We start from the raw sequence: 23887 nt of genomic DNA on the forward strand, positions 1-23887 counted from the left end.
CTCAGTGGCTCGCCCTGGCCCGCTCGACCTCGACAGCCTGGTAGAGCGCCTCGATGTTGCCGCTGCCGAAGGTCCGTGCCCCCGCCCGTTCGATGATCTCCAGGAAGAAGGTACCGCTGGGATGCGTGGACCGGGCGAAGATCTGGTACAGCTGGCCGTCGGCGTCCTCGTCCACCAGGATGTGCTGCTCGCGCAGGTCGGCCACCGGGTGCCGGGTGAGCTCGGTGCGCCCGCCGAGCAGGTCGTAGTAGGCGCCGGGGGTGGTGAGGAACTCCACCCCGCGCTGCCGCAGGCTGCGGATCGAGGACACGATATTGGCGGTGGTGAACGCGATGTGCTGCACGCCGGCCCCGCCGTGGTTCTTCAGGAACTCGTCGATCTGCCCTGGCTCGCGGGTGGTGTCCGGTTCGATCAGGGTGAGGGTGACCGCACCGGACGCGCTCTGCACCACCTTGGAGTCCATGGACTGGGCACCGACCACGATCTTCTCCTCGAAGATCATCCGGAAGTCCAGCACGTCCTGGTAGAACTTCACGGTCGGCTCCAGCTGACCCGCCTCGAGGCAGACCGCGAAGTGGTCCAGCGTGCGCACCCCGGTGTCGGCGGGCGCGGGCTCGCCTGCGGGGCGCAGCCCTGGCAGCCCGGCACCGCCTGGGGTGCGCTGGACGAAGGTGTGCACCACGTCGCCGAATCCGGTGATGGCGGCGGAAACCACCCCCTCGGCCTCGGCGGGCTCGGCAACCGGCCGCGCTCCCCTGCGCACCGCCTCGGCGAACGCCGCCCGCACGTCGGTCACCTCCAGCGCGATATCGGCCACCCCGTCCCCGTGCGCCCGGACGTAACGGGCCGCCGGGTGATCGCCTGCCAGCGCCTCGGTGAACACCAGGTGGATATCGCCGCGGCCCACCGCCACCGAGCGGGTCGGGGCGCCCTCGGCGGAACGCGCGAGCACGGCGAGCCCGTACTTCTCGACCAGTTCCGCCGCGGCCTCCTCGGCATCGGCGACATAGAACACGACATGGTCGACGCTCATGTCCTTCTCGAACACGCTGCCTGCTGCTGCCGTCATCGCGGACCTCCCAGACGTGGAACTCCCACTCCTGGGCCCAGTTATAGACGGTGGGGTTATCGATCGGTTTGCCGGAAACGGAGCCGGACGATAAAGCGCCGATAAGCACTTTTCCTAGCCTGAAAGGGCTATGGCGGACAGCAGGCAGGACCGGGAGCGGGGACCCGAGGCCGGATACCGGCCGGACCGGATGTGGCGGCTGATCGCCGGGGTCCTGGCCGAAGGGGGCGAACGGGTCGCCGCCGTGTGCGGGCAGCGGTCCCTTTCCCACGCCGAGCTGGACGGGCGGTCCGCGGCGCTGGCCGAGCGGCTGCGCGCGGCAGGTGCCGGGCCGGAGCGCCCGGTGGCGGTGCTGGTCGAGGACGGCCTCGACCTCCTGGTGGCCTGTCTCGCGGTGTTCCGGGCGGGCGGGGTGTACCTGCCGGTGGACCCGGCGTGGCCCGCGGGCAGGCGGGCCGCGGTGCTGTCCGACGCGCGGCCGGTGGCGGCCGTGGTGTCCGGTGCCGCACCGCCGGTCGAGGTGCCCACCGTGCCGGTCGAGGCCGGGACCGCAGGGCCCGGCCGGTGGCCCGAGCCGGAACCGGACCAGGCCGCCTACCTGATGTACACCTCGGGCTCCACCGGGCGGCCCAAGGGTGTGCTGGCCACCCACGGCGGGCTGGCCAACCGGATGCTGTGGTGGCAGCGGGCCTACCCGCTGCGCCAGGAGGACGTACTGCTGGCCACTGCATCCCCCGGCTTCGACATCGCGGTATGGGAACTGCTCGCCGGGCTGCTGGCCGGGGCCAGGCTGGTACTGGCCGAGCACCGGGTGCACGGCATCGTGCCCTACCTGCAGGAGCTGATGGCGGCCGAGCGGGTGACGGTGGCGCATCTGGTGCCCTCGGTGCTGGCGGAGCTGCTGGCCGGGATGACCGATGGCGACCGGCTGGGCCTGCGGCTGGCGGTATGCGGCGGCGAGGCGGTTCCACCTTCCCTCCGGGACCGGCTGCTGTCCCGTTCGGACGCCCGGCTGGTGCACGCCTACGGGCCCACCGAGGCCACGATCACCGTGGTACACGACGAATGCCTGCCCGGCGAGCCCGCCGATGTGGTACCGCTTGGCCGCCAGATGCCCGGCGCCACGGTGGCCATTGTGGACACCGAAGGCAGGCCGGTGCCGGATGGCGCGGCAGGGGAGCTGCTGCTGGGCGGTGCCGCGCTGGCCCGGGGCTACCTCGGCAGGCCTGCCGAGACGGCCAGCCGGTTCGTCCCGGACTGGCTCGGGCTTGGCCCCGCGGGCGGCAGGCTGTACCGCACCGGGGACCGGGCCCGCAGGCTGCCGGACGGCCGGATCCTGTTCCTCGGCAGGCTGGACGACCAGTTCAAGGTGCGCGGGCACCGGGTGGACCCGGCCGAACTGGAGTCGCTGTTGCACCAGCACCCCGCGGTGCGCCGGGCGGCGGTGCGGCTGGCCGGATCCGGCAACGGTGCTGGGCAGCAGGTGGTGGCCTACGTCCAGGGCGGAGCCGAACCCGCGCAGCTGCGCGCGCACCTCGCCGACCGGGTGGCCCAGGCGGTGATCCCGACCCGCTGGGTGTTCCTCGACCGCTTCCCGCTGACCCCCAACGGCAAGGTCGACCACGCCGCGCTCCCCGAGCCACCGCGGCAGGCCGAGCAGCCGCGGGAGGAGGCAGGGACCGAACTGGAACGCGAGCTGTGCGCGCTGTGGGCCGACCTGCTCGGCCTCGGCTCAGTGGGCGTCGCGGACGACTTCTTCGCGCTGGGCGGGCATTCCCTGATCGCCACCCGCACCGTGGCCACCGTCTGGCAACGGCACCGGGTACGGCTGTCCCTCGCCGATGTGCTGCGCGCCAGGACGGTGGCGGAGCTGGCCAAGCGGGTGGAGAAACTGGCGGCGGCCGAGCACCACCCGCGGCACCAGCCGGTGGGCGCCGCGGCCGACCAGCTGCCGCTGTCGCATGCACAGGCCAGGATCCTGTTCGAGGAGGAGTTCCTCGGTGGCCCGGGACTGTTCAGCGTGCCGGTACTCACCCGGTGGCAGGGCCCGGTCGACGAGCCCGCCCTGCGTGCCGCACTGGACGGGCTGGTGCGCAGGCACCCGGTGCTGCGCGCCGCACTGGCCGAGGACGCCGAGCCCGCGCGGCTGGTGGTCGGCCCTGCCGCGGAGGTGCCGCTGGCCAGGGAGGACCTGCGCGGCCTCGACCCCGCGGCGCGCGCGGCGCGGGTGGCCGAGGCCGCCGAGGAGATGCTTGCCGAGCCGTTCGACCTCAGCAGGCCACCGCTGCTGCGGGCCCGGCTGGCGCGGCTGGCCGAGCAGGAGCACGTGTTCCTGCTCGTCCTGCACCACCTGGTGTGCGACCGCTGGTCAATGCAGGTGCTCACGGACGACCTGCACGAGCTGTACGCGGCCGCCCGCGCCAGGCGCGCACCCCGGCTGGACCCGCCAGCGCATCCCGCCGCCGCCCTGACCCGCCCCGATGAGGCGGAGACGGAGCGGATCCTGGACTACTGGATCCGCAGGCTCGACGGGGTCGCGCTGGACACGGACCTCATGGTCGGGCGGCGGCACCGGAAGGACAACGGACACCGGGCGGGCCGGGCACTGCGACTGCTGTCCTCCGGGCAGGCGGCCGCGCTGTCCGGGCTGTGCGCCGAGCACGGGGTCACGCCGTTCATGGTGCTGCTGGCCGCGTTCCAGGTGCTGCTGCACCGCTTCTCCGGCGCCGATGACCTGGTGGTCGGCGCCCCGGTCGCCGACCGGGACCTGCCGGGGGCGGAGAACGTGGTGAGCATGCTGGTGCACACCCTGCCGCTGCGGGCCGACCTGCGCGGCAACCCGCGCTTCGCCGAGGTGCTGGACCAGTGCCGGGAGTCGGTCCTCGCAGCGCACCAGCACCAGGCCGTGCCGATCGAGCGGCTGGCGGGCGCGCTGGGCCGCCGCCGCGGCAGCGGGCACCACCCGCTGATGCGGTACCTGGTGGTGTGGGAGGACTCCCCGGGGCCGCCGGTGCGACTGCCCGGGGTGACCGCGGAGCCGATGCGCCCCTGCGCGCGGACCACCGCCTTCGACCTGACCCTGATCGCGCGGGCCTGGGCCGGCGAGATCGATCTCGAGCTGGAGTTCAACCAGGACACGCTGGACACCACGGCCGCGGAGACCCTGGCCGAGGCGCTCACCGCCATGCTCGCCGACTTCCTCGCCGACCCCCGGCTGCGAATCGGCGCGGCCCGGCTGGCCGAGGGTGCGCCCCCTGCCGGCCTGCTGGGCCCGGTGCGGCCGCAGGCCCCCGGCCTGGTGGGGCTCGTCCGCACGGCGGCCGCGCAACGGCAGGGCGCGGCGGCCGTACTGGCGGGGTCCACCGTGACCAGCTATGCCGAGCTGCTGCGGGAGGCGGATGCCGTGGCCGCCCGGATCCGCGCCGCGGGCGGCAGGACAGGCGATGTGGTCGGGGTGTGCCTGCCGCGTTCGACCGCGCTGGTGGCGACGCTGCTCGGGGTGCTGCAGGCAGGCTGCGCCTTCCTGCCGCTGTCCACGGCGGACCCGGATGAGCGGGTGGCCCGGCAGCTGGAGATCAGCGGGGCCCGCTGGGTGATCACCGCCGAAACCGGCCGGTTCGCCGGGCTCGGCGTTCCGGTGCTACCGGCCGAGCAAGAGTCCACAGTAGACGCATTGGACTCCGGTCCGTGGCCGGAGCCCGGTCAGGACGATCCCGCCTACGTGATCTTCACCTCCGGCTCCACCGGGGAGCCGAAGGGTGTGGTGGTGGAGCACGGCGCCCTGGCCGACCACGTGCGCTGGGCGATCTCGGAGTACCGGCTGTCCCCGGCCGACCGGGCCCTGCAGTTCTGCTCGGTCACCTTCGACGTACTGCTGGAGGAGCTGTTCCCCACCCTCGCCGCCGGTGCGACCGTGGTGCTGCGCGAGCAGGAGGCCGCCACCTCCGCGCAGGCGCTGCTCGCGCAGTGCGCGGCGAGCGGGGTGACCGTGCTGAACCTGCCGACCGGCTACTGGGAACGGCTCACCGATGCGCTTGCCGAGGACGGGCTGGCCTGGCCGGATCCGGTGCGGCTGATGGTCATCGGCGGGCAGCAGGCCGACCTCGCCGCGGTGCGGCGCTGGCACCGGCACGTGCCAGGAGTCCGGTTGCTGAACGCCTACGGGCCCACCGAGGTCACCATCGGGGCCACCGTGGCCGAGCTGCGGCCGGACGCGGCGGTCCCGATCGGCGGGCCCATCCCGAACACCCGCGCCTACCTGCTGGACCGGTATCTCGCCCCGGTACCCGAGGGCGCGGTGGCCGAGCTGTACCTCGCGGGCTCGGGCGTGGCCCGCGGCTACGCGGGCCACCCTGGGCTGACCGCGCAGCGGTTCCTGCCCGACCCCTTCGCCTGCACCCGGGGCGCGCGGATGTACCGCACCGGTGACCTGGCCTATCGCCGCGACGGCGCGCTGTATTTCGTGGGCCGCGCCGACCGGCAGGTCAAGGTGCGCGGCTACCGGATCGAGCTGGACGAGGTGGAACGCGCCCTCACCGCGCTCCCGCTGGTGGACGAGGCGGCCGTGCTCGCGAGGGAGGACCACCTGGAGGCCCATGTCGCCACCCGGTCCGGGGTGGACGGTCAGGCCGTGCGCGCCGAGCTGGCGGCCCGGCTGCCCGCGTTCATGGTGCCCTCGGTGCTCGCGGTGGCCCCGGCACTGCCGAAGACGGCGACCGGGAAGGTGGATCGCGCCGCGCTGGCACCGGTACCCGTGGAGCAGGCGGCGGATTTCCAGCCGCCGCGGGACGACCGGGAGCGGGCGGCCTGCGCGCTGTGGGCCGAGGTGCTCGGGGTGTCCAGGGTGGGCGTGCGGGACAGCTTCTTCGCCCTTGGCGGGCATTCGCTGCTGGCGATGGACCTGGTGCGCCGGATGCGCAGGCAGGGCTACCCCCAGCTGCGGATGCCGGACCTGTTCGAGCACCCCACCATCGAGGCACTGGCGCCATGGGCGGCCGCGGAGTCCGGCGCGGAACCCGAGGTGGCCAAGGCGGCCCCGCCGTCCAGGGCGCCGCTGTCCTGGGCGCAGCTGGGGATCTGGGCGCAGGCTGCCACCACCGAGGCGGGCACCTTCCACCTGCCGGTACTGCTGCGGCTGTCCGGGCCGCTGGCCGAGCCGGTGCTGCGCGCGGCGATCGAGGCGCTGACCGCCCGGCACGATCTGCTGCGCAGTGTCCTCGAGGAGGGCACCGAGGACGGCACCGAAGAAGACGACCAGGCGGGGCCGTGCTGGCGGGCGGCCGAGGGCACACCGGCCGCGCTGCGGGTGCTCGACCTGCCGGCGGCCGAGCTGGACGCACGGGTGCGGGACCTCGTCGCCGAACCGTTCGACCTCACCGCCGCTCCCCCGGTGCGGTGGACCCTGCTGCGGCTGGGCGAGACGGAGCACGCGCTGCTGGTCGTGCTGCACCACATCGCTGCGGACGGCTGGTCCGCGGGCGGGCTGGTGCGTGAGCTTGGCGAGCTGTACGCCGCCCACGCCGATCACCGGCCAGCCGGGCTCGACCCGGCGCCGAGCTTCCTGGCGCTGGCCGCGGCCGACCGGGCCGCGCCGCCGGACGAGGCTGGGCTGGCGTTCTGGGCGGAGGCGCTGCGCGGGGCCCCGGACCGGATGGAGCTGCCTGCCGAGCGGATACCGGGGACACTACGGGACTCCGGACGGCACCGCGCCCGCCTTCCGCTGCCGGGCCGGGCGGCGGCCGCACTGGAGGAGCTGGCCCGGCGGGAGCGGGCGACCCTGTTCATCACCCTGCTGGCCGGGGTGCAGGCCTGGCTGGCCCGCTGCTGCGGGCAGCGGGAGGTGCTGGTGGGCACGCCGGTGGCCGACCGGGACGATCCCACCACGGCCGGGGTGGTCGGGCCGCTGGTCAACGTGCTGCCGCTGCGCGCGGATGTGGACCCGGCCGGTTCCTTCGCCGACCAGCTCGCCCGCACCCGCGCCACCGTGCTCGCCGCCTTCGAGCACCGCTCGGTACCCACCCAGCGGATCGTGCGGCAGCTGGGGCTGAGCGGACGCGGCCTCAGCCAGGTGGTGTTCGACCTGGACGATGCCGCGACCCCCGAGACCGTCCCGTTCGGACAGTTGAAGGCGCGGACCGTACCACTCACCCCGGCGCTGGGGGCCTTCGACCTCGAGGTGACCGCACGCCGCACCCCGGAAGGGCTGGACGTCGAGCTGCGCGGCGCGGCCGACATGTTCGAGCAGACCGGGATCGAGCACCTGGCCTCGGCACTGGCGCGGCTGCTCACCGGGGTGGCGCAGCAGCCGGGCGCCCCGCTGGGCACGATCGAGCTGCTGGACGAGCGGGAACGGCACCGGCTGCTGGTCGAGCCGAACCGGCGGACCCTGCCGCAGCGGCCGGCCGAGGTGCCCGGCCTGGTGGCCGAATGGGTGGCCCGCACCCCGGACGCGACCGCGGTCAGCACCTCCGGCGGCAGCCTCAGCTACCGCGAGCTCGACGCCCTCGCCGAAGGGGTCGCCGCCTGGCTGCGCGAGCACGGCCTGCCGGTGGAGGGTCCGGTGGCCACCCGGATGGGCCGGTGCCGGGAACTGCCCGCCGTGGTGCTGGGCATCTGGAAGGCGGGCGGGGTGTACGTGCCGCTGGACCCCGGCCATCCGGATGAACGGCACCAGCGGATCCTTGCCGACTGCCGACCGCACGCGGTGCTCACCGATGGGCCCGGCCCGGACACCGGCCCGGTTCCCGCGCTGGACATCGCCGAGCTGCGTCCCGCGGTGGCCGGAACGGGCGTGCGGTCCCACCATCCGGAGCCGGACCAGCTCGCGTACGTGGCCTACACCTCGGGTTCGACCGGGACGCCCAAGGGCGTGCAGTGCACCCAGCGCGGGCTGGCCAACCAGCTGCTGTGGTCCCGGCAGGCCTACCCGCTGCGGCCCGGTGCGGCGCTGGCGCAGGTGGCCGCGGTCGGCTTCGACATCTCGCTGTGGGAGATGTTCCACCCGCTGGCCAGCGGGGGCAGGCTGGTGGTGCTGGACCAGGACCGGCACGGGGACGTGCCCGCGATCGCGGACCTGGTGGCGACGGAACGGGTGGCCGTGCTGCACCTGGTACCCACCCTGCTGGAGCACTATCTCGACCAGCGGACGGCGGACTGCCTGCGGCACGTGGTGTGCGGAGGGGAGGGCCCCTCCCCCGGCCTGCCAGCCCGGTTCGCCGCGCGGATGTCCGCCACCCTGCACCACACCTACGGCCCCACCGAGGCCTCGATCATCGCCACGCACTGGCAGGCCCCCGCCGATCCCGAACCCGGCAGGGTGCCGCTGGGCGGGCCGCTGCCGAACGCGCGGGTGTACCTGCTGGACCCGGAGGGCCTTCCAGTGCCTGCCGGGGTGGTCGGCGAGCTGGTCCTCGGTGGCGAGGTGCTGGCCAGGGGCTATCTCGGGCAGCCAGCGGCGACGGCGGAGCGGTTCCTGCCCGATCCCTTCGCGGGCGTTCCGGGCGCGCGGATGTACCGCACCGGCGACCTTGCCCGCTACCGCAGCGACGGCAGCCTGGAGTTCGTCGGCCGGGCCGACCGGCAGGTGAAGATCGCCGGGGTACGGGTGGAACCGCGCGAGGTGGAGGCCGCCATCGGCGCCGACCCCAGGGTGGCGGCCTGCGCGGTGCTGCCCCGGCGGGACCCTGCCGGTGTGGCGAGCCTGGTGGGCTACCTGGTGCCTGCCGATCCTGCGGCCGATCCGGACGGCCTGTGCGCCGAGCTGCGCGCGGCCCTGCGGGAGCGGCTACCCCGCGCGATGGTGCCCGCGCAGCTGCTACCGCTGGCCGAGCTGCCACTCGGGGTGAACGGCAAGCTGGACGTGGCCGCGCTGCCCGCCCCCGAACCGCGGGCCGAGCCGGAACCGGACCTCGAACCCGGAACCGGCGCGGAGCGCACCCTGGCCGCCATCTGGTCCCAGGTGGTACCGGCCGCGGGCGGGCGGCACATCTCCCCGCGGGACAACTTCTTCGACCTCGGCGGCGACTCGGTGAGCGCGATCCGGGTGGTGGCCAGGGCGCGGGCCGCGGGCCTGCGCATCGAGCTGGGCCAGGTGCTGCGCGCGGCGACCCTGGCCGAGCTGGCGGCCTCCGCCGTCCCGGCCGGGGAGCCCACCGCACCCGCGCTCCCCGACTCCGACGGCCGGTTGTGGTTCACCCCGGCACAGCGCCGGTTCCTTGCCACCGCGGGCCGCGCGCCCGGCCACCTCAACCAGGCCGTGCTGACCGAACCCACCGAACGGGTCGAGCCGGAGCCGCTGCGGGCGGCGTTGCGGGCGGTGGCCACCCACCACGAGGCCTTCCGGCTGCGGGCGGCCTGGGACGGGCAGCGCTGGCGGGAACACGCCGACCTGGCCGGGCAGGCGGACCCGTTGGTCACCGTGCTGGTGGCGGCCGAGCCCTACACCGAGGACTCGGCCGCACGGCTGGCCAGGCCAGCGCACGAGGCCATGGACATCGAACACGGCCCCCTGCTGGCCGCCCTGCTCGCCGAACGCGAGGACCGCGGCCAGGTGGTGCTGCTGGTCGCGCACCACCTCGCGGTGGACACCGCATCCTGGGAGATCGTGTTGTCCGATCTGGACACCGCGTACCGGCAGGTTTCCCGTGGTGAACCGGTGCGGCTGCCGCAACCGGCCACCCCGTTCGCCGACTTCGCCCGCGCCCTGCCCGGCCTGGCGGCGCGGCTGGACACGCCGGGGCAGCGCGAGTACTGGCGCGGGCAGCTCGCGGACCTGCCCCTGCTCCCGGCCACCGCCGGGGACGACGGCGATCCCGAACCGGTGACACTGGCGCTCGGTGCGCAGGCCACCACCGCGCTGCTTGCGGCGACCTCTCGGCACCGGCTGCGGGTGGACGAGCTGCTGCTGGCCGGGCTGGCCAGGGTCATCGCCAGGTGGACCGGGCAGCGGCGGGTGGCGGTGCTGCGCGAGACGCACGGCCGCTCCGGCCCGCCTGGCTGGGCCGACCTGACCGGCACCGTCGGCTGGTTCACCGCCGTACACCCGCTGCTTATCGAAATGTCCACAGTGGACGACTCGCTGGCTGCGCTGCGTGCCACCCGCGGGGCGCTGGCCGCGGTGCCGGACGGTGGGGTTGGCTACGGCCTGCTGCGCGCCGACACCGGTCCGGAGCCGGAGCTGGCGGTCAACTACCTCGGCTCCACCGCGGGTGGCGGCGGGCAGGGCCTGTTCTCCAGGGCCGAGCGGCAGGCGGTCGGCGCGGACGCTGCCGCGGAGCACGCCACCCCGCGCGGGATCGAACTGCTCGCCGGGATCGACGGCCGCGGCCTGTGGCTGGAATGGCTGTACGACACCGGCCGGTTCGCCCGCCACACCATGCTCGGGCTGGCAGGGGAACTGCGTACCGAACTCGCCGATCTGGTGTCCGCATTGGATGGACCGTTCGGGCTCGCCAGCGTGCCTGCCGACTTCCCCGCGGTGGACCTGCCAGGGGAGCAGCTGCGCGCGGTGCTGACCAGCCGCCCCGGCACCGGTGCGGTGCTGCCGCTTTCCCCCGCGCAGCAGGGGATGCTGGCCTGGCACCTGGCCCACCCCGAATCCGGGGCGTACCACACGCAGCTGCTGTTCGAGGTGGAAGGCGAGGTGGACGAGGCGGCGCTGCGCTGGGCCTGGAAGCAGGTGGTCGCACACACCGACGTGTTCCGGGCCGCGTTCCCCACCGCAGGACTGGACGAACCGGTGCAGGTGATCGGCCCCGCCCCGGAGCCGGACTGGCGCAGGCACACCGGTTCCGCGGCCGACCTGGACGCCGTGCTGGCCGCCGACCGCGCCGAGCGTTTCGACCTGGCCGAGCCGGGGGCGCAACGCTGGCACTGGGTGGACGGCGGCACGGCGGGCCGGTGGCTGCTGTGGAGCCACCATCACATCCTGCTCGACGGCTGGAGCCTGCCGTTGGTGCTTGCCGAGGTCGCGCGGGCCTACACCGCGCGGACGGCCGGGCGCGCCTGGACCCCGCCGAACCGGCCCGGCTACGCGGCGTACCTGTCCTGGCTGTCCACTCAGGACGAAGAGGCCGGGCAGCGGTTCTGGCGCGCGACACTGGCCGGTGCCACCCCGACCCGGATCGGCCGGGCGGGCAAGGGCGGCTCGGCCGCGCTGGCCACCGCCGAGCTCTCCCCGGCGGCTACAGCGGAGCTGACCCGGCTGGCCGAGCGCAGCAGGACCACCCTGCACTCGGTGGTGCTGGCCGGCTGGTCGCTGCTGCTCGGCCAGCGCTGCGCCAGCCAGGACCTGGTGTTCGGGGTGGTGATGTCGCTGCGGCCGGAGGAGGTCACCGGTGCCGAGCAGCTGGTCGGGCTGTGCCTGAACACGGTGCCGCTGCGGGTGCGGGTGGACACCGACGGCGAGCTGACCGCGCTGTTCGGCCAGGTACAGCAGGCACTGGTGGAGGCATACCAGCACGCCGCCCACCCGCCGTCCCGGATCCGCACCTGGTCCGGCGCCGCGGACGCGCTGTTCGACAGCATCGTGGTGTTCGAGAACTATCCGGGCGACCGCACCGGCCAGGCCCTCGGCGAGCACGGGCGGCTGCGGGTGGTGCGCGCGGTGGAGAGCACCGAGTTCGCCGTCTCGCTGACCGTGCTGCCCGGCGAGCGGCTGACCTTCGAACTGACCTACGCCGACCACGCACTGACCACGGCCGAGGCGGACGGGCTGCTGCGCCGCCTCACCCGGCTGCTGGAACGCATCGCCGACAGCCCGTGACTCCCACCGAAGACACAGGGAAGCCGAAGGAAGAAGGACACCGTGACCCTCCGCGTGCGCGACCTGTTCGCCGACGACGCCGACGAGATCACCGCGCAGCTGGCCGCGTGGAACGACACCGCAAGGGACTTCCCCGCCCAGGTGGGCATCCACCAGCTCATCCAGCGCCAGGCCGCCGAGCACGGCGAGCGGCCCGCGGTCACCTGCGCCGGGACCACCTTGAGCTACGCCGAGCTGGACACGGCGGCGGCCACGCTGGCGGCCCGGCTGGCGGCGCTGGGTGTGCGGCCAGGCGAGGTGGTGGCCATCGCACTGCCGCCGTCCACCGAGCGGATCGTCGCGGTGCTCGGCGTGCTGTACGCGGGCGCCGCCTACCTGCCGCTGGACCTGGAGCAACCGGCCCAGCGGCTGGAGTTCCTGCTCGCCGACGCCGGTGCGGACGTGCTGATCACCGACACCGCCGCGCGGGAGGAGAAACCGCACGGGCACACCGGCACCACCCTGCTGCTGGACCAGCCGCCGGAGGACCGGGTGCGGCCTGCCACGTTCCCCGGCTCCGGCCTGCCCGCGTACGTCATCTACACCTCCGGCTCCACCGGCCGCCCCAAGGGCGTCGCGGTCGGCCACCGCAGCCTGGTCAACCGTCTACTGTGGATGCGCGACCAGTACCGGGTCGGGCCGGAGGACGTGATCCTGCACAAGACCTCCTTCGGGTTCGACGTCTCGGTATGGGAGCAGCTGCTACCGCTCATCACCGGCGCCCGCCTGGTGATCACCCCGCAGCAGGCGCGCAGGGACGCCGCGGCCATGGTGCGGCTGATCCGCGCCGAGTCCGTCACCATGCTGCATTTCGTGCCCTCCCTGCTGCCCGCGTTCCTCGACGTTCCCGATGCCGGGCAGGCGGACTCGCTGCGGGTGGCCATCTCCAGCGGTGAGGCGCTGCCCAAACCGGTGGCCGAGGAGTTCCTGCGCAGGCTGCCGCACTGCGCGCTGCACAACCTCTACGGGCCCACCGAGGCCACCATCGACGTCACCCACTGGCCGGTGGAAGCCGGTGACGAGCGGCCCTTCGTACCGATCGGCACCCCGATCGACAACACCCGGATGTACGTGCTCGACGACAACCTGGAACCGCTGCCGGTCGGCGCGGAGGGTGAGCTGTGCATCGGCGGGCAGGCCGTGGCCATCGGGTACCTCGGGCGGCCGGGACTGACCGCGGAGAAGTTCGCGCCGGACCCGTTCGGTGCGCCCGGCGAGCGGCTGTACCGCACCGGGGACCGGGCCCGGTTCGGGCCGGACGGCGTCATCGAGTACCTGGGCCGCAGGGACGGCCAGGTCAAGCTGCGTGGCTTCCGGATCGAGCTGGGCGAGATCGAGGCCGCCCTGCTGGAGTCGGAGCTGATCCGGCAGGCCGCGGTGGTGCTGCGCGGCCCCGAGGGGGCGCGGCGGCTGGTGGGCTTCGTCTCCGGCCGCCCGGAGACCACGGACGAGCGGGAACGGGCCGGCACCGAGGTGCTGGCCCGGCTGTCCGCCGCCCTGCCCGCCTACCAGGTGCCCAGCGAGCTGGTGTGGCTGGACACCCTGCCGCTGAGCGCATCCGGCAAGGTCGACCGGGCGGCGCTGCCCGAGGTGACGGTGACCGCCGAGTCCTCGGCAGCGCCCGAAACCCCGACCGAGCGGGCGCTGGCGCGGCTGTGGGCTGAGCTGATCGGTGGCCCTGAGCCCGGGGTGGACGCCGACTTCTTCCGCACCGGCGGCGACTCGGTGTCCAGCATGCGGCTCGCCGCGCGGGCACAGGGCCAGGGCATCCGGCTCGAGGTGGCGCATATCTTCAACCACCGCACCATCCGCGGGATGGCCGCCGCCGCGGACGCGGCCACCGGTAAGCCCGCGGCCGAGGAACCGGGCGAGGAGACGCTGCTGGCCGGTATCGACCAGGAGCGGTTGGCGGAGGTGCGGGCCCGGCCCGGTGTGGTCGATGTCTACCCGCTGGCCCCGATGCAGGCCGGAATGTTGTTCCGCGGGCTGTACTGGCCGGACTCCGACGCCTACTTCAACCAGAACGTGCTGGAGCTGGTGGGCGGGGCGGACGAGGAGGCGCTGCGCGAGGCGTGGCGCCGGGTCGCCGACCGGTACGAGATCCTGCGCACCGGCTTCGTCTGGGAGGACCTCGCCGAGCCGTTGCAGTACGTGCGCTCCGACATCCAGCCGCCGTGGACGGTGCTGGACTGGTCCGGCCACGATCCGGACAGCCATCCCGCGCTACTGGACCAGCTGCTGGCCGAGGACCGGGACACCGGGCTGGGCCTCGACGCCTGCCCGCTGTACCGGCTCACCCTGGTCCGGCTCGGCGGCGGCAGGCACTACCTGCTGTGGAGCCACCACCACATCCTGCTCGACGGCTGGTGCCTCTCGCTGATCTGGGGCGATATGTTCCGGATCTACGACGCGCTGGCGCGGGGCGAGGACATCCGGCTCGAACCCTGCCGGCCCTACCGGGACTACGTACGCTGGATCCGCGCCAGGTCCGCGCAGGGTGAGGACTCCGAGCGGTTCTGGCGGAACTACCTGCTGCAGCTGTCCCCCGTGCCGTTCTCCGAGGCCCCGGCCGACCGGGAGGGCCTGTTCCACACCATCGTGCACGAGTTCTCCGAGCGGCTGACCCGGCAGGTCAACGAGGCCGCCCGCGAGCACGGCGTGACCGCCAACGCGATCACCCAGGCGGCCTGGAGCATGCTGCTGGGCCTGCGGACCGGTGCCGAGGAAGTGGTGCACGGCCTGACCATCGCGGGGCGCCCGCCGGAGCTGGCGGGGTCTGAGACCATGGTCGGCCTGTTCATCAACACGGTGCCGCTGCGCATCCGGCTGGACCCGGAGCGCACGGTGACCGAGCTGCTGGAGGCCATCCACCACGACCTTGCCGCCACCGCGGCGCACGGTTACGTGCCCCTCGCCCAGATCAAGTCGTGGAGCAGCGGCGGGAAACTGTCCGGGGAACGGATCTTCGACAGCCTGGTGGCCTTCGAGAACTACCCCGAGGACAACCTGCCCGGCGAGGACGAGCTGAGCATCCAGGTGATCGACCGGCACGCACAGGAGAAGACCGAGTACCCGATCGGCCTGATCGTGCTGCCACTGGAGCGGCTGGCCTTCCACTTCAACTACGACACGACGCATTTCACCCAGGACGAGGTCACCCGGCTGATCGAGACCTTCCAGCTGCTGATGGAGCAGCTCTGCGGCCGGCCCGGCGCGCGGTTGCGCGAGCTGGAGGTGCTGCCGCGGCGGGACCGGGCGCTGCTGGAGCAGTGGACCGGCGGCACCGGTGCGGAGCCCGCGGCGCGCAGCCTGCTGGAGCTGTTCACCCGCAGGCTCGCGACGGCCCCGCATGCCCCGGCGGTGGTGGACGGGGAGACCGTGGCCAGCTACGCCGAGCTGGACACGCTGGCGCGCGCCCTCGGCGAGCGGCTGACCGCGGCCGGGGCGGGCCCCGGCGACCTGGTGGGTGTCTGCCTGCCCCGCTCCCTGGACTACGCCAGCGCCCTGCTGGCCTGCTACCGGTGCGGCGCGGTGCCCGTGCTGCTCGACCCGGAGCACCCGCCTGCGCGGCGGCAGGTGATCGCGCGGGACGCCGGGCTGCGCGCGGTGGTGACCACAGTGGACCCCGCCGAGTTCGCGGCCTGGCCGGTGCTGCACCCGGCGGGCACGGTGACCGAACCGGCGGAGCCTGCCACCGGCGGCACGGGCTCGGCCGACCCGTCCACGGACGCCTGCGTGGTCTACACCTCGGGTTCCACCGGCACCCCGAAGGGGGTACTGGCCCCGCAGGCCGGGATGGTGAACCGGATGGTGTGGTCCGGCACGGCGTTTCCCACCCCGGAGCCGCCACGGGTGCTGGCCACCGCGGGCACCGCCTTCGATATCGCGCTGTGGGAAGTGTTCTTCCCGCTGGCGCACGGCGGCACGGTGATCATGGCCCCGCCCGAGGCCGTGCTCGACCCGGACGAGCTGGCCGAGTCGATCATCGCCGAGCGGGTGACCGTCGCGCATTTCCTGCCGACCCTGCTCGCCGCCTTCCTGGACGGGCCCAAGGCGGGCGGCTGCCAGGAGCTGCGGCACGTGCTCTCCGGCGGGGAGGCGGTGACACCCGCGCTGGTGCGTGCCTTCGCCGAGTCCGGCCTGCCCGCGCGGCTGCACCAGGCCTACGGCCCGGCCGAGGCTTCGATCAGCGTCACCCACCACACCTGCGAGCCGGGGGACGGCCACGCGGAGCGGGTGCCGATCGGGCGGCCGATCGACAACACCGGAACCCATGTGGTGGACCCGCACCTGCGCGAGCTGCCCATCGGCTGCACGGGGGAACTGGCCCTCACCGGTATCGCGCTGGGCGCGGGCTACCTGCACGACCCCGAGCTCACCGCGCGGCGGTTCCCGGACAGCCCGTTCGGCGCGGGTCGGCTCTACCGCACCGGCGACCGCGCCCGCTGGCGGCCGGACGGGAAACTGGAGTTCCTCGGCCGCAACGACCGGCAGGTGAAGATACGCGGGCACCGGGTGGAGCCCGCCGAGATCGACCGTGCGGTGGAGGGCCATCCGGCGGTGCGGCAGGCCGTCACGATCGCCCGCGAGTCCGCGCTCACCACCTTCGCGGTGCGCCGCTCCGGAGCCGTGCTGGACACCGGCGAGCTGCGCCAGTGGCTGGGTGAACGGCTGCCGGACTGGATGATCGGGCAGCTCGTTGTGCTCGAGTCACCGCCGCTGACCAGCAACGGCAAGCTGGACCAGCGCAGGCTGGCCGAGCTGGCGGACGGCGGCGCCGCAGCGGGGGCCACGGGCTCCCGCCCGCCGGGCACCGAGCTGGAACGGCTGATCGCCCGCTGCTGGGAGGAGGTGCTCGGGGTCAGCGAGATCGGGGCGCACGACGACTTCTTCGCCCTCGGCGGGCACTCGCTGCTGGTGGTGCGGCTGCTGCGCACCCTGCGCGCGAACCTGCCGGAGGGGATGCGCTGCGATGTCCCGCAGATCCTCAAGGCGCCCACGGTCGCCGGGCTGGCCGAACAGCTGCTCGGTCCGGTCGCGGGCTCCGGCTCCCGGCATATCCACACCCTGAACCCGGACGCCCCCGGCGAGGCGTTGTTCCTGGTGCACCCCGGCGAGGGCCTGGCGCTGCCATACCAGGGGCTTGCTCCGCTGCTGCCCGAGTGGCGGATGCACGCCCTTTCCAATCCCCGCTTCGGGCAGCGGGAGCATCGCTTCGGCAGCCTCGCCGAGATGGCCGCCCGCTACGTGGAGTGGACGCGCACCCTCCAGCCCGAGGGCCCGTACTGCCTCGGCGGCTGGTCCTTCGGCGGGGTCGTGGCGCTGGAGATGGCCCGGCAGATGCACGCGCACGGCGACATCGTGTCCGATGTGCTGCTCATCGACAGCCACAACCTGAACGCCTCCGCGCAGACCGGCGACCCCAGGGCCGGTATCCGGCAACGGCTGGCCGAACTGGGCGTTGCGGTGGACTCCCCCGAGGGCGCCGATATCGCGGAGGAGCTGCTGCACAACGGATCCCTCGCCGCCAGGCATGTGCCCGCAGGCTATCCGGGCCGGGTATGGCTGCTGGCAGCCGATCCCGATGCCGACCGGGCCGCGCGGCCGCGCGGCTGGGACCGCGCCCTGCTGCCAGGGCTGGCCGTGCAGCCCGTTCCTGGCACCCACGAGCGGCTGTTCGACCCCGAGCACCTGCCCAGCACGGCGGCTGCCATCCGGCGCGCGCTCGGTGATGCCCGATGACCGCCCCGGCACGCACCGAACGGCGCTCGCTGGAGCGGGCGGTGGAGACCTTCGCCGAGGGCAAGCCGTACGACCTGTTCTTCCTCTCCGTGCGCGGGATGCGGCTGCTCGGCCGCAAGACCGAGGCCGCCTTCCCCGGCCCGGACCGCCCCGGCCTGCCTGCCGAGCGGTTGAAGTGCGGCCTGGTCGAGGCGCATATGCTGCTGGGGGTCGCGGAGCGGGAGCAGGTCGCCGAGGACCACGTTGCCGTGTTCTACCGGCCACTGGCCGAGTCCGAGAAGGCCGAACTGTTCGCCGAGGCCGTCGCCGACCCGATGGCCGACCTCTACCATCCCTACGCCCAGCTCGGCGACCGCATCCGTGCGGCGGCCGAGACCGAGGCGGGTGGCTGGGAGGTCACCGAGGAGCTGGTCCGCGAGCTCGACCATGCCGAGTCGGTGCTGCGCGAGTACGTTCCGGAGCGGCTCGCGCGGCTCGGCTTCGACGGTGGCGGCCGCGCCTATGACGCGGCGTGTTCCACCGGGGCGTTCCTGGCCGCCGTCGGCAGCCGGTTTCCCGCGATCCGCACCATCGGGCAGGACCTGAGCGCCGAGATGGTGGCCCACGCCCGGTCCAGGGTGGACGAGGTGCACTGCGGCGACAGCATCAGCCCGGCCATCCCTGAGGGCGAGGCCGATCTGGTGATCTGCAGGCACCTCAACGCCTTCGTGGTCGGCACCCGCCAGGCGCACGAGCTGTTCGCCGCCGCGGCGAGCCGCTGCCGTCCCGGCGGCTATCTCGTGCTGCTCGGGCACACCCCGATCCTGATCAGCAGCCAGTGGTGCGAGATGTCCGGCCTGCGGGTGCTCCAGCGTTCGGCCGCCACACCATCGGGGCACGCGTTGTTCCAGTGCTACATCCTGCGCAGGGACTGACCACGCCACTACCCCAGCAGGTCTGGAACATCCAGAAGAAGTTGCTGCTGACATGCGGCACGAACAGCGCGCCGGAACCGGCTGCCAGCGCGATCAGCACCGGGTCCACCCCGAGCCCTCCGGCCAGCGGAGCAAGGATGCCTGCGGCGGTGATCGCGGCGACCGAGATCGAGCCCAGCGCGATGTGCAGGACCGCGGCGACCAAATCGAACTGACCTCGGCGGCTCCCGCGGGCACCGAGGAGTTCACCCGCGCCGTGCTCGATACCTTGCAATAGTGCCCTACCGTAACCGGCACCACCACGTACGCTGCGACGAAAATGCTCGATACTTGCACCGCTTTGTTCCATACTTGCAGTCATGGTGCGTAGAATTGCCGAAGTCGCGGCGAAAGTGGGAGTCAGCGAGGCGACGGTCAGCCGGGTGCTGAACGGGCGGTCGGGGGTCTCCGAGAACACCAGGACCGCCGTGCTGACGGCGCTGGACGTGCTCGGGTACGAGCGCCCGACCCAGCTGCGCGGCGAGCGGGCCCGGCTGGTCGGCCTGGTGCTGCCCGAGTTACAGAACCCGATCTTCCCTGCCTCCGTGGAGGTGATGGGCAACGCCCTGGCCCAGCAGGGTTTCACCCCGGTGCTGTGCACCCGCACGGCGGGCGGCGTCTCCGAGGCCGACTACGTCGAGTTGCTGCTACAGCAGCACGTCTCCGGGGTGGTGTTCTCCGGCGGGCTGTACGCGCAGGCCGATGCCGTGCACGACCACTACCATCGGCTGCACGACCGTGGGTTGCCCACCGTGCTGATCAACGCGGCGGTGGAGCACCTCGGGTTCCCGCAGGTGTCCTGCGATGACGCGCTCGCCGTCGAGCAGGCGATGGCGCACCTGCGCTCGCTGGGGCACGAGCGGATCGGGCTGCTGCTCGGGCCAGCCGACCACGTCCCGTCCCGGCGCAAGCTGGAGGCATTCCGGTCCCAGCTCGCCAGGGCGGACGGCGATGCGGCGACGGCCGTGGTCGAGCACGGCATGTTCTCGGTGGAGGGCGGGCAGGCGGCCGCTGGCAGGCTGCTGCGCCGCGGAGTGACCGCGATCCTGTGCGCCAGCGACCCGCTCGCGCTCGGCGCGATCAGGGCTGCGCGCAGGCAGGGGCTTTCGGTGCCGGAGGACGTCTCCATCGTGGGCTACGACGACTCGGCGCTGATGCAGAGCGTCGATCCGCCGCTGACCACCATCCGGCAGCCCATCGAGTCGATGGGTCAGGCGGCGGTCGCCATGCTGGTCAAGCAGATCAGCGGCGCGGAGCTGCCCGCCGAGGAACTGCTGTTCGCGCCGGAACTGGTGGTCCGCTCCTCCACCACCCGGGCGCCCAAGGGCTGAGGCGGGGTGGTGCGGGCCGCAGCAGGGCCGGCCCGCACCACCCGTTCCCCTCACTCGCGGTAGACCTCGAACTCCGCCACCTGCGCGGCAGGCCACTCGGTGTTGGCGGTGACCCGCAACCGCAGGTAGCGCTGCTCACTCGCCGGCACCTGGATGGTTGCCGTGTTCCCGGTCGCCGGGTCGAACCGGTATCCCCGCGAATCTGCCAGCGTGGTGTACTGCTGCCCGTCCGCGCTGCCCAGTACCGACAACGTCTGGGTGCGCGCGGGCCAGGCCGACGATGGCGGCAGGGCGAGCACGATCCGGCCAACCTCGGTCACCCGGCCGAGATCCACCGTGATCGTCCCTGGGAAGGCGCCATTGATGCTTTCCCAGTAGCTGTCGGCATTGCCGTCCACCGCGGCGGATGGTGGGTAGCCGCCGACGTTGCCACTGGCAGTCACCGGCCTGCGCAGCGCCAGGTTCTCCTCCGGCCCCGGCTCCGGTGGCGGTCCGGAGCCCGGCTCGGGCCAGCTGGAGCAGTCGGTCCAGGTGCCGTCCCAGCCGGTGTTGCCGCTGCCGTTGATCGTCAACGGTTGCCGGTCGCTGGGATAGGGGCAGTTGTACGACCCGGTGACCCCGATGCCGGTGGCGGTGAGGTTGTTGATGGTGACGGTGCCGCCGGTCTGCGCCTGCACCGCGAAGGTGCCCGCGCCCTCGATGCTGCCGCCCTCGATCCGCACGCCGCCCATCGGCTTGCCCTGCCCGCTGCCGTCGATGAACTGGATCGCCTCGTACGGGCTGTCGATCAACCGGTTGTCCCGAACCACGATGTCCACGCCGGAGAACGCGCTGTCCCGGCCGTCGAACCACAGCGCCCCGACGCCGAACTGCCAGTTCGGGTCCAGCGCGCCTGCGCGCACGGTGGTGTTGTCCTCGACCAGGATGGTCCCGGTCAGCGGGGTGGCGTTGAACCGGTTGCCGATGTGGATCCCGCCGCCGAGTGCGTTGGTGTCCCGCACCAGGTTGCCGACCACCGAGTTGTTCTCCCCGCCGTAGACCGCGATCCCGTTCGCCAGGTTCGGCTGGACGACGGTGTTGCGCACGATGCTGTCCCCGGAGTCGGAAACCCCGTTGGACCACAGCGCGATCGCGTCGTCTCCGGTGTTGCGGAAGAAGTTGTTGCGGATGGTGGAGTTCTTCACGTTGCCGTCGAAGTTGATCCCGTCCGCCTGCAGGTCGATGAACCTGCTGTTCTCCACGGTGAGGTCCCTGGTGGCGCCGTTCATCAGCCACAGCCCGCATTTGGTGTGCTGGATCCACAGGTTGGACAGCGTCGATCCGGTGCCGAGCACGCCGTGGAAGCCGTTCGCGGGCCGGGAATCGACCCGCTCGGTCACCTCGCCGAAGATGGCGAAGTCACGCAGCTCGATCCCGCCGGTGGCATGGTTGTTGTTGAACACGTTGTCGCCGTGCAACACCGAGTACCACGGCCCGGCACCACGGATGGTGACCTGGTCGACCTGGAGCGCACTGCCGATCTCGAACCGGCCCGGCGGGATCCACAGTGGCCTTCCGGAGGAACGTGCCTGCTGGATGCCCGTGCGGAAGGCGGCGGTGTCGTCGCCACCGTCATCGGGAGTGGCGCCGAAACCGGTCACCGGGAGCGCGTCCCCCGGGGCCGGAAGCGGTTCCCGCACCTGTTCGAAGTCCGCGAGGTCCACGGTGTACGGTCCGGCGTTGTCCCCGGGGTCGACCTGTACCCGGACCCGGTCGCCTGCGACCAGCTCCCGCCCGAGCAGCATCCGGCTCTCGTCGTAGAAATGGTGGATCTTGCTGCCGTAGATGAACGGGGTCTCCAGGTGCGAGTACTTCGCGGTGACCGCGAGCCGCTCGCCGAGCTTGTCCCCGTTGACGTACACCGAAAGGGTGCCGGAGTGACCATCCGGCACGCTGTAGCGCAGGTTCAACGAGTTCGCGGGCTCGGTGAGGGTGAACTCGACATGGTCCCCGGTGCCGGACAGCCGGACGGCCTGCCTGCCGGATGCCTCGGATGGCAGGCTCGCCTGGGTGAGGTCGGGACCGATCACCGTGCCCTGGTACCGCGCGCACTCGGCCTCGATCTCGAAGAACGGCACCTCGGCGCCCGCGTCCACATTGGCACAGTCCGGTGCGGCCGGGCGGGGTGCCGCGGGTTCGGCCCCGGCCGGTACCGCGAAGAGGAGTCCGGCGGCCAGCGCCGCGCAGGCGGCTCCGGCAGTCAACTTTCCGTTCTTGGGTATCGTCAACACTTCGCTGTGTCACCTTCCTTGCAGGGTGGGGATGGTGTGAGGGGCAGCGGCCGGTGTGGCACCTCCTTTCGCCGTATCTGCGGCCGGCTCAGGGGGTGTGCAACCAGGCGGCGGTGTCCGGCGGCAGCAGGTCACCCACCGGCGGCCCGCTGGACAGCAGCACCGACTCGTGCGGCGGCAGCGGCACCGCCTCCCCGGACAGGTTGACCACGCAGGCGAACCCGGGGTCCCTGGCGAAGGCGAGCACCCCCGGCGGGGACTCCAGCCAGCGCAGCGGACCGCCGGTGGCCACCCGCTCGGCCCGGATGCGCAGGGCGGAGCGGTACAGCTCCAGGGTCGAGCCGCGCTCGGCGAGCTGCGCCTCGACGGTGTGCGCCGCCCAGACCCGTGGCTGCGGCAGCCAGGGCTCCTTGTGCGCGCCCTCGGGGCTGAAACCGAACGGGGGCGCGGTACCCGCCCACGGCAGCGGGACCCGGCACCCGTCCCGGCCCGGATCGGCGTGCCCGGTCCGCTCGAACACCGGGTCCTGCCGCAGCTGGTCGGGGATGTCCTCGATCTCCCACAGGCCGAGCTCCTCGCCCTGGTAGAGGTACATCGCGCCGGGCAGTGCCATGGTGAGCAGCGCGGCGGCCCTGGCCCTCCGGGTGCCGAGGCGGAGATCCACCGGGGTTCCGTGCAACCGGTCGGCGAAGTCGAAACCGGTGTCGCCTGCCCGCCCGTACCGGGTGACCGGCCTGGTGACGTCGTGGTTGGACAGTACCCAGGTGGGCGGCGCGCCGACGGTGCCGTGCGACTCGACGGTGTCCTCGATGATCCGGCGGAACCGATCGGGATCCCACGGGCAGACCAGGTAGTCGAAGTTGAACGCCGAGTGCAGCTCGTCGGGACGCAGGTAGCGCACCGTCCGGCCGAGATCGCCGAGCCACATCTCGCCGACCAGCACCCGCTCACCGGGATAGCCGTCCGCGATCCGCCGCCACTCGCGGTAGATCTCGTGCAGCCCCTCCTGGTCGGAGTACGGCAGCGGGCCGTCCGGGTCGGTGACATCGGGCAGGGCAGGGTCCTTCACCATCCCGTCGGCGACGTCGATACGCAGGCCGTCCACGCCGCGGTCGAACCAGAACCGCAGGATGTCGGCGAACTCGGCGCGGACCTCCTCGTTCTCCCAGTTCAGATCCGGCTGCCGGGAGCTGTAGAGATGCAGGTACCACTCCCCCGGCGTGCCGTCCGGTTCGGTGATCCTGGTCCAGGCGGGGCCGCCGAACCGCGACTGCCAGTTGTTCGGCGGCTGCGACCCGTCCGGGCCGCGTCCTGGCCGGAACCAGAACCGGGACCGCTCCGGCGATCCGGGGCCGGCGTCCCGGGCAGCGAGGAACCAGCGATGTACGTCCGAGCAGTGGTTCGGGACGATGTCGATGATCACCCGGATGCCTCTGGTATGCGCCTCGGCGATCAGGGCCTCGGCTTCGGGCAGGGTGCCGAAGGTCGGTTCGATGTCCCGGAAGTCCGCGACATCGTAGCCACCGTCGTCCATCGGCGACGGGTACCACGGGGTGAACCAGACCGCGTCCACCCCGAGTTGTTCCAGATAGGACAGCTGGGACCGCACCCCGGCGAGGTCGCCGATCCCGTCCCCGTTCCCGTCCCGGAAGCTGCGAATGTAGATCTGGTAGATGCTGGCGGTTCGCCACCATTCACGCACTGTGGAGTCCTCCCTGAGT

General features: G+C 73.0%; 9 protein-coding genes. 5 read left to right on the forward strand and 4 right to left on the reverse strand.

All coding sequences use genetic code 11. The features are described 5' to 3' along the window. Position 1: 1 nt before the first annotated feature. Positions 2–1069 (reverse strand): 4-hydroxyphenylpyruvate dioxygenase, encoded by a 1068-nt coding sequence (gene hppD / locus KOI47_RS23625; RefSeq protein WP_216207485.1) that lies wholly within the window; start codon positions 1067–1069, stop codon positions 2–4. A gap of 130 nt (positions 1070–1199) precedes the next feature. Here hppD and KOI47_RS23630 point away from each other — a divergent pair, with 130 nt between their 5' ends. From KOI47_RS23630 to KOI47_RS23640, 3 genes are read left to right on the forward strand one after another with little or no spacing between them, the layout of a single operon-like run. Next, on the forward strand, positions 1200–11831 hold the full coding sequence (locus tag KOI47_RS23630) for a non-ribosomal peptide synthetase (protein ID WP_216207488.1): 10632 nt from the start codon (positions 1200–1202) through the stop codon (positions 11829–11831). Positions 11832–11873: 42 nt separating this feature from the next. Continuing rightward, positions 11874–17612, forward strand: a complete 5739-nt coding sequence (locus KOI47_RS23635) for a non-ribosomal peptide synthetase (RefSeq protein ID WP_216207491.1) — start codon at positions 11874–11876, stop codon at positions 17610–17612. Then, positions 17609–18526, forward strand: a complete 918-nt coding sequence (locus KOI47_RS23640; RefSeq protein WP_216207493.1) for a methyltransferase domain-containing protein — start codon at positions 17609–17611, stop codon at positions 18524–18526. Before KOI47_RS23635 ends, KOI47_RS23640 begins: the two co-directional genes overlap by 4 nt. Here KOI47_RS23640 and KOI47_RS23645 read toward each other — a convergent pair. Next, entirely contained in the window at positions 18420–18680 is a 261-nt protein-coding gene (locus tag KOI47_RS23645) for a GntP family permease (protein ID WP_232376908.1), read from the reverse strand. The two genes, KOI47_RS23640 and KOI47_RS23645, sit on opposite strands and share 107 nt — an antisense overlap. Between KOI47_RS23645 and KOI47_RS35850 the strand changes: the two genes are divergently transcribed. Beyond that, entirely contained in the window at positions 18579–18803 is a 225-nt protein-coding gene (locus KOI47_RS35850) for a hypothetical protein (protein ID WP_232376970.1), read from the forward strand. The two genes, KOI47_RS23645 and KOI47_RS35850, sit on opposite strands and share 102 nt — an antisense overlap. A gap of 82 nt (positions 18804–18885) precedes the next feature. Next, on the forward strand, positions 18886–19896 hold the full coding sequence (locus KOI47_RS23650; RefSeq protein ID WP_216207496.1) for a LacI family DNA-binding transcriptional regulator: 1011 nt from the start codon (positions 18886–18888) through the stop codon (positions 19894–19896). Positions 19897–19946: 50 nt separating this feature from the next. On the opposite strand, the gene KOI47_RS23655 is transcribed toward KOI47_RS23650, so the two are convergent. Further along, positions 19947–22139, reverse strand: a complete 2193-nt coding sequence (locus KOI47_RS23655; protein ID WP_232376197.1) for a discoidin domain-containing protein — start codon at positions 22137–22139, stop codon at positions 19947–19949. 115 nt (positions 22140–22254) lie between these two features. Next, positions 22255–23868 carry a glycoside hydrolase family 13 protein gene (locus tag KOI47_RS23660; protein WP_216207499.1) on the reverse strand — a complete coding sequence of 538 codons (1614 nt, stop codon included), beginning with the start codon at positions 23866–23868 and terminating at the stop codon, positions 22255–22257. Positions 23869–23887 lie beyond the last annotated feature (19 nt).

This window comes from Amycolatopsis aidingensis (assembly GCF_018885265.1).
Classification (GTDB): Bacteria; Actinomycetota; Actinomycetes; order Mycobacteriales; family Pseudonocardiaceae; genus Amycolatopsis; species Amycolatopsis aidingensis.

What these genes read in the sequence shown, in the direction of transcription:
- KOI47_RS23650 (WP_216207496.1), top strand. Translation starts at nt 18,886, where the DNA reads ATGGTGCGTAGAATTGCCGAAGTCGCGGCGAAAGTGGGAGTCAGCGAG.
- KOI47_RS35850 (WP_232376970.1), top strand. Translation starts at nt 18,579, where the DNA reads ATGCGGCACGAACAGCGCGCCGGAACCGGCTGCCAGCGCGATCAGCAC.
- KOI47_RS23640 (WP_216207493.1), top strand. Translation starts at nt 17,609, where the DNA reads ATGACCGCCCCGGCACGCACCGAACGGCGCTCGCTGGAGCGGGCGGTG.
- hppD (WP_216207485.1), bottom strand. Translation starts at nt 1,069, where the DNA reads ATGACGGCAGCAGCAGGCAGCGTGTTCGAGAAGGACATGAGCGTCGAC.
- KOI47_RS23630 (WP_216207488.1), top strand. Translation starts at nt 1,200, where the DNA reads ATGGCGGACAGCAGGCAGGACCGGGAGCGGGGACCCGAGGCCGGATAC.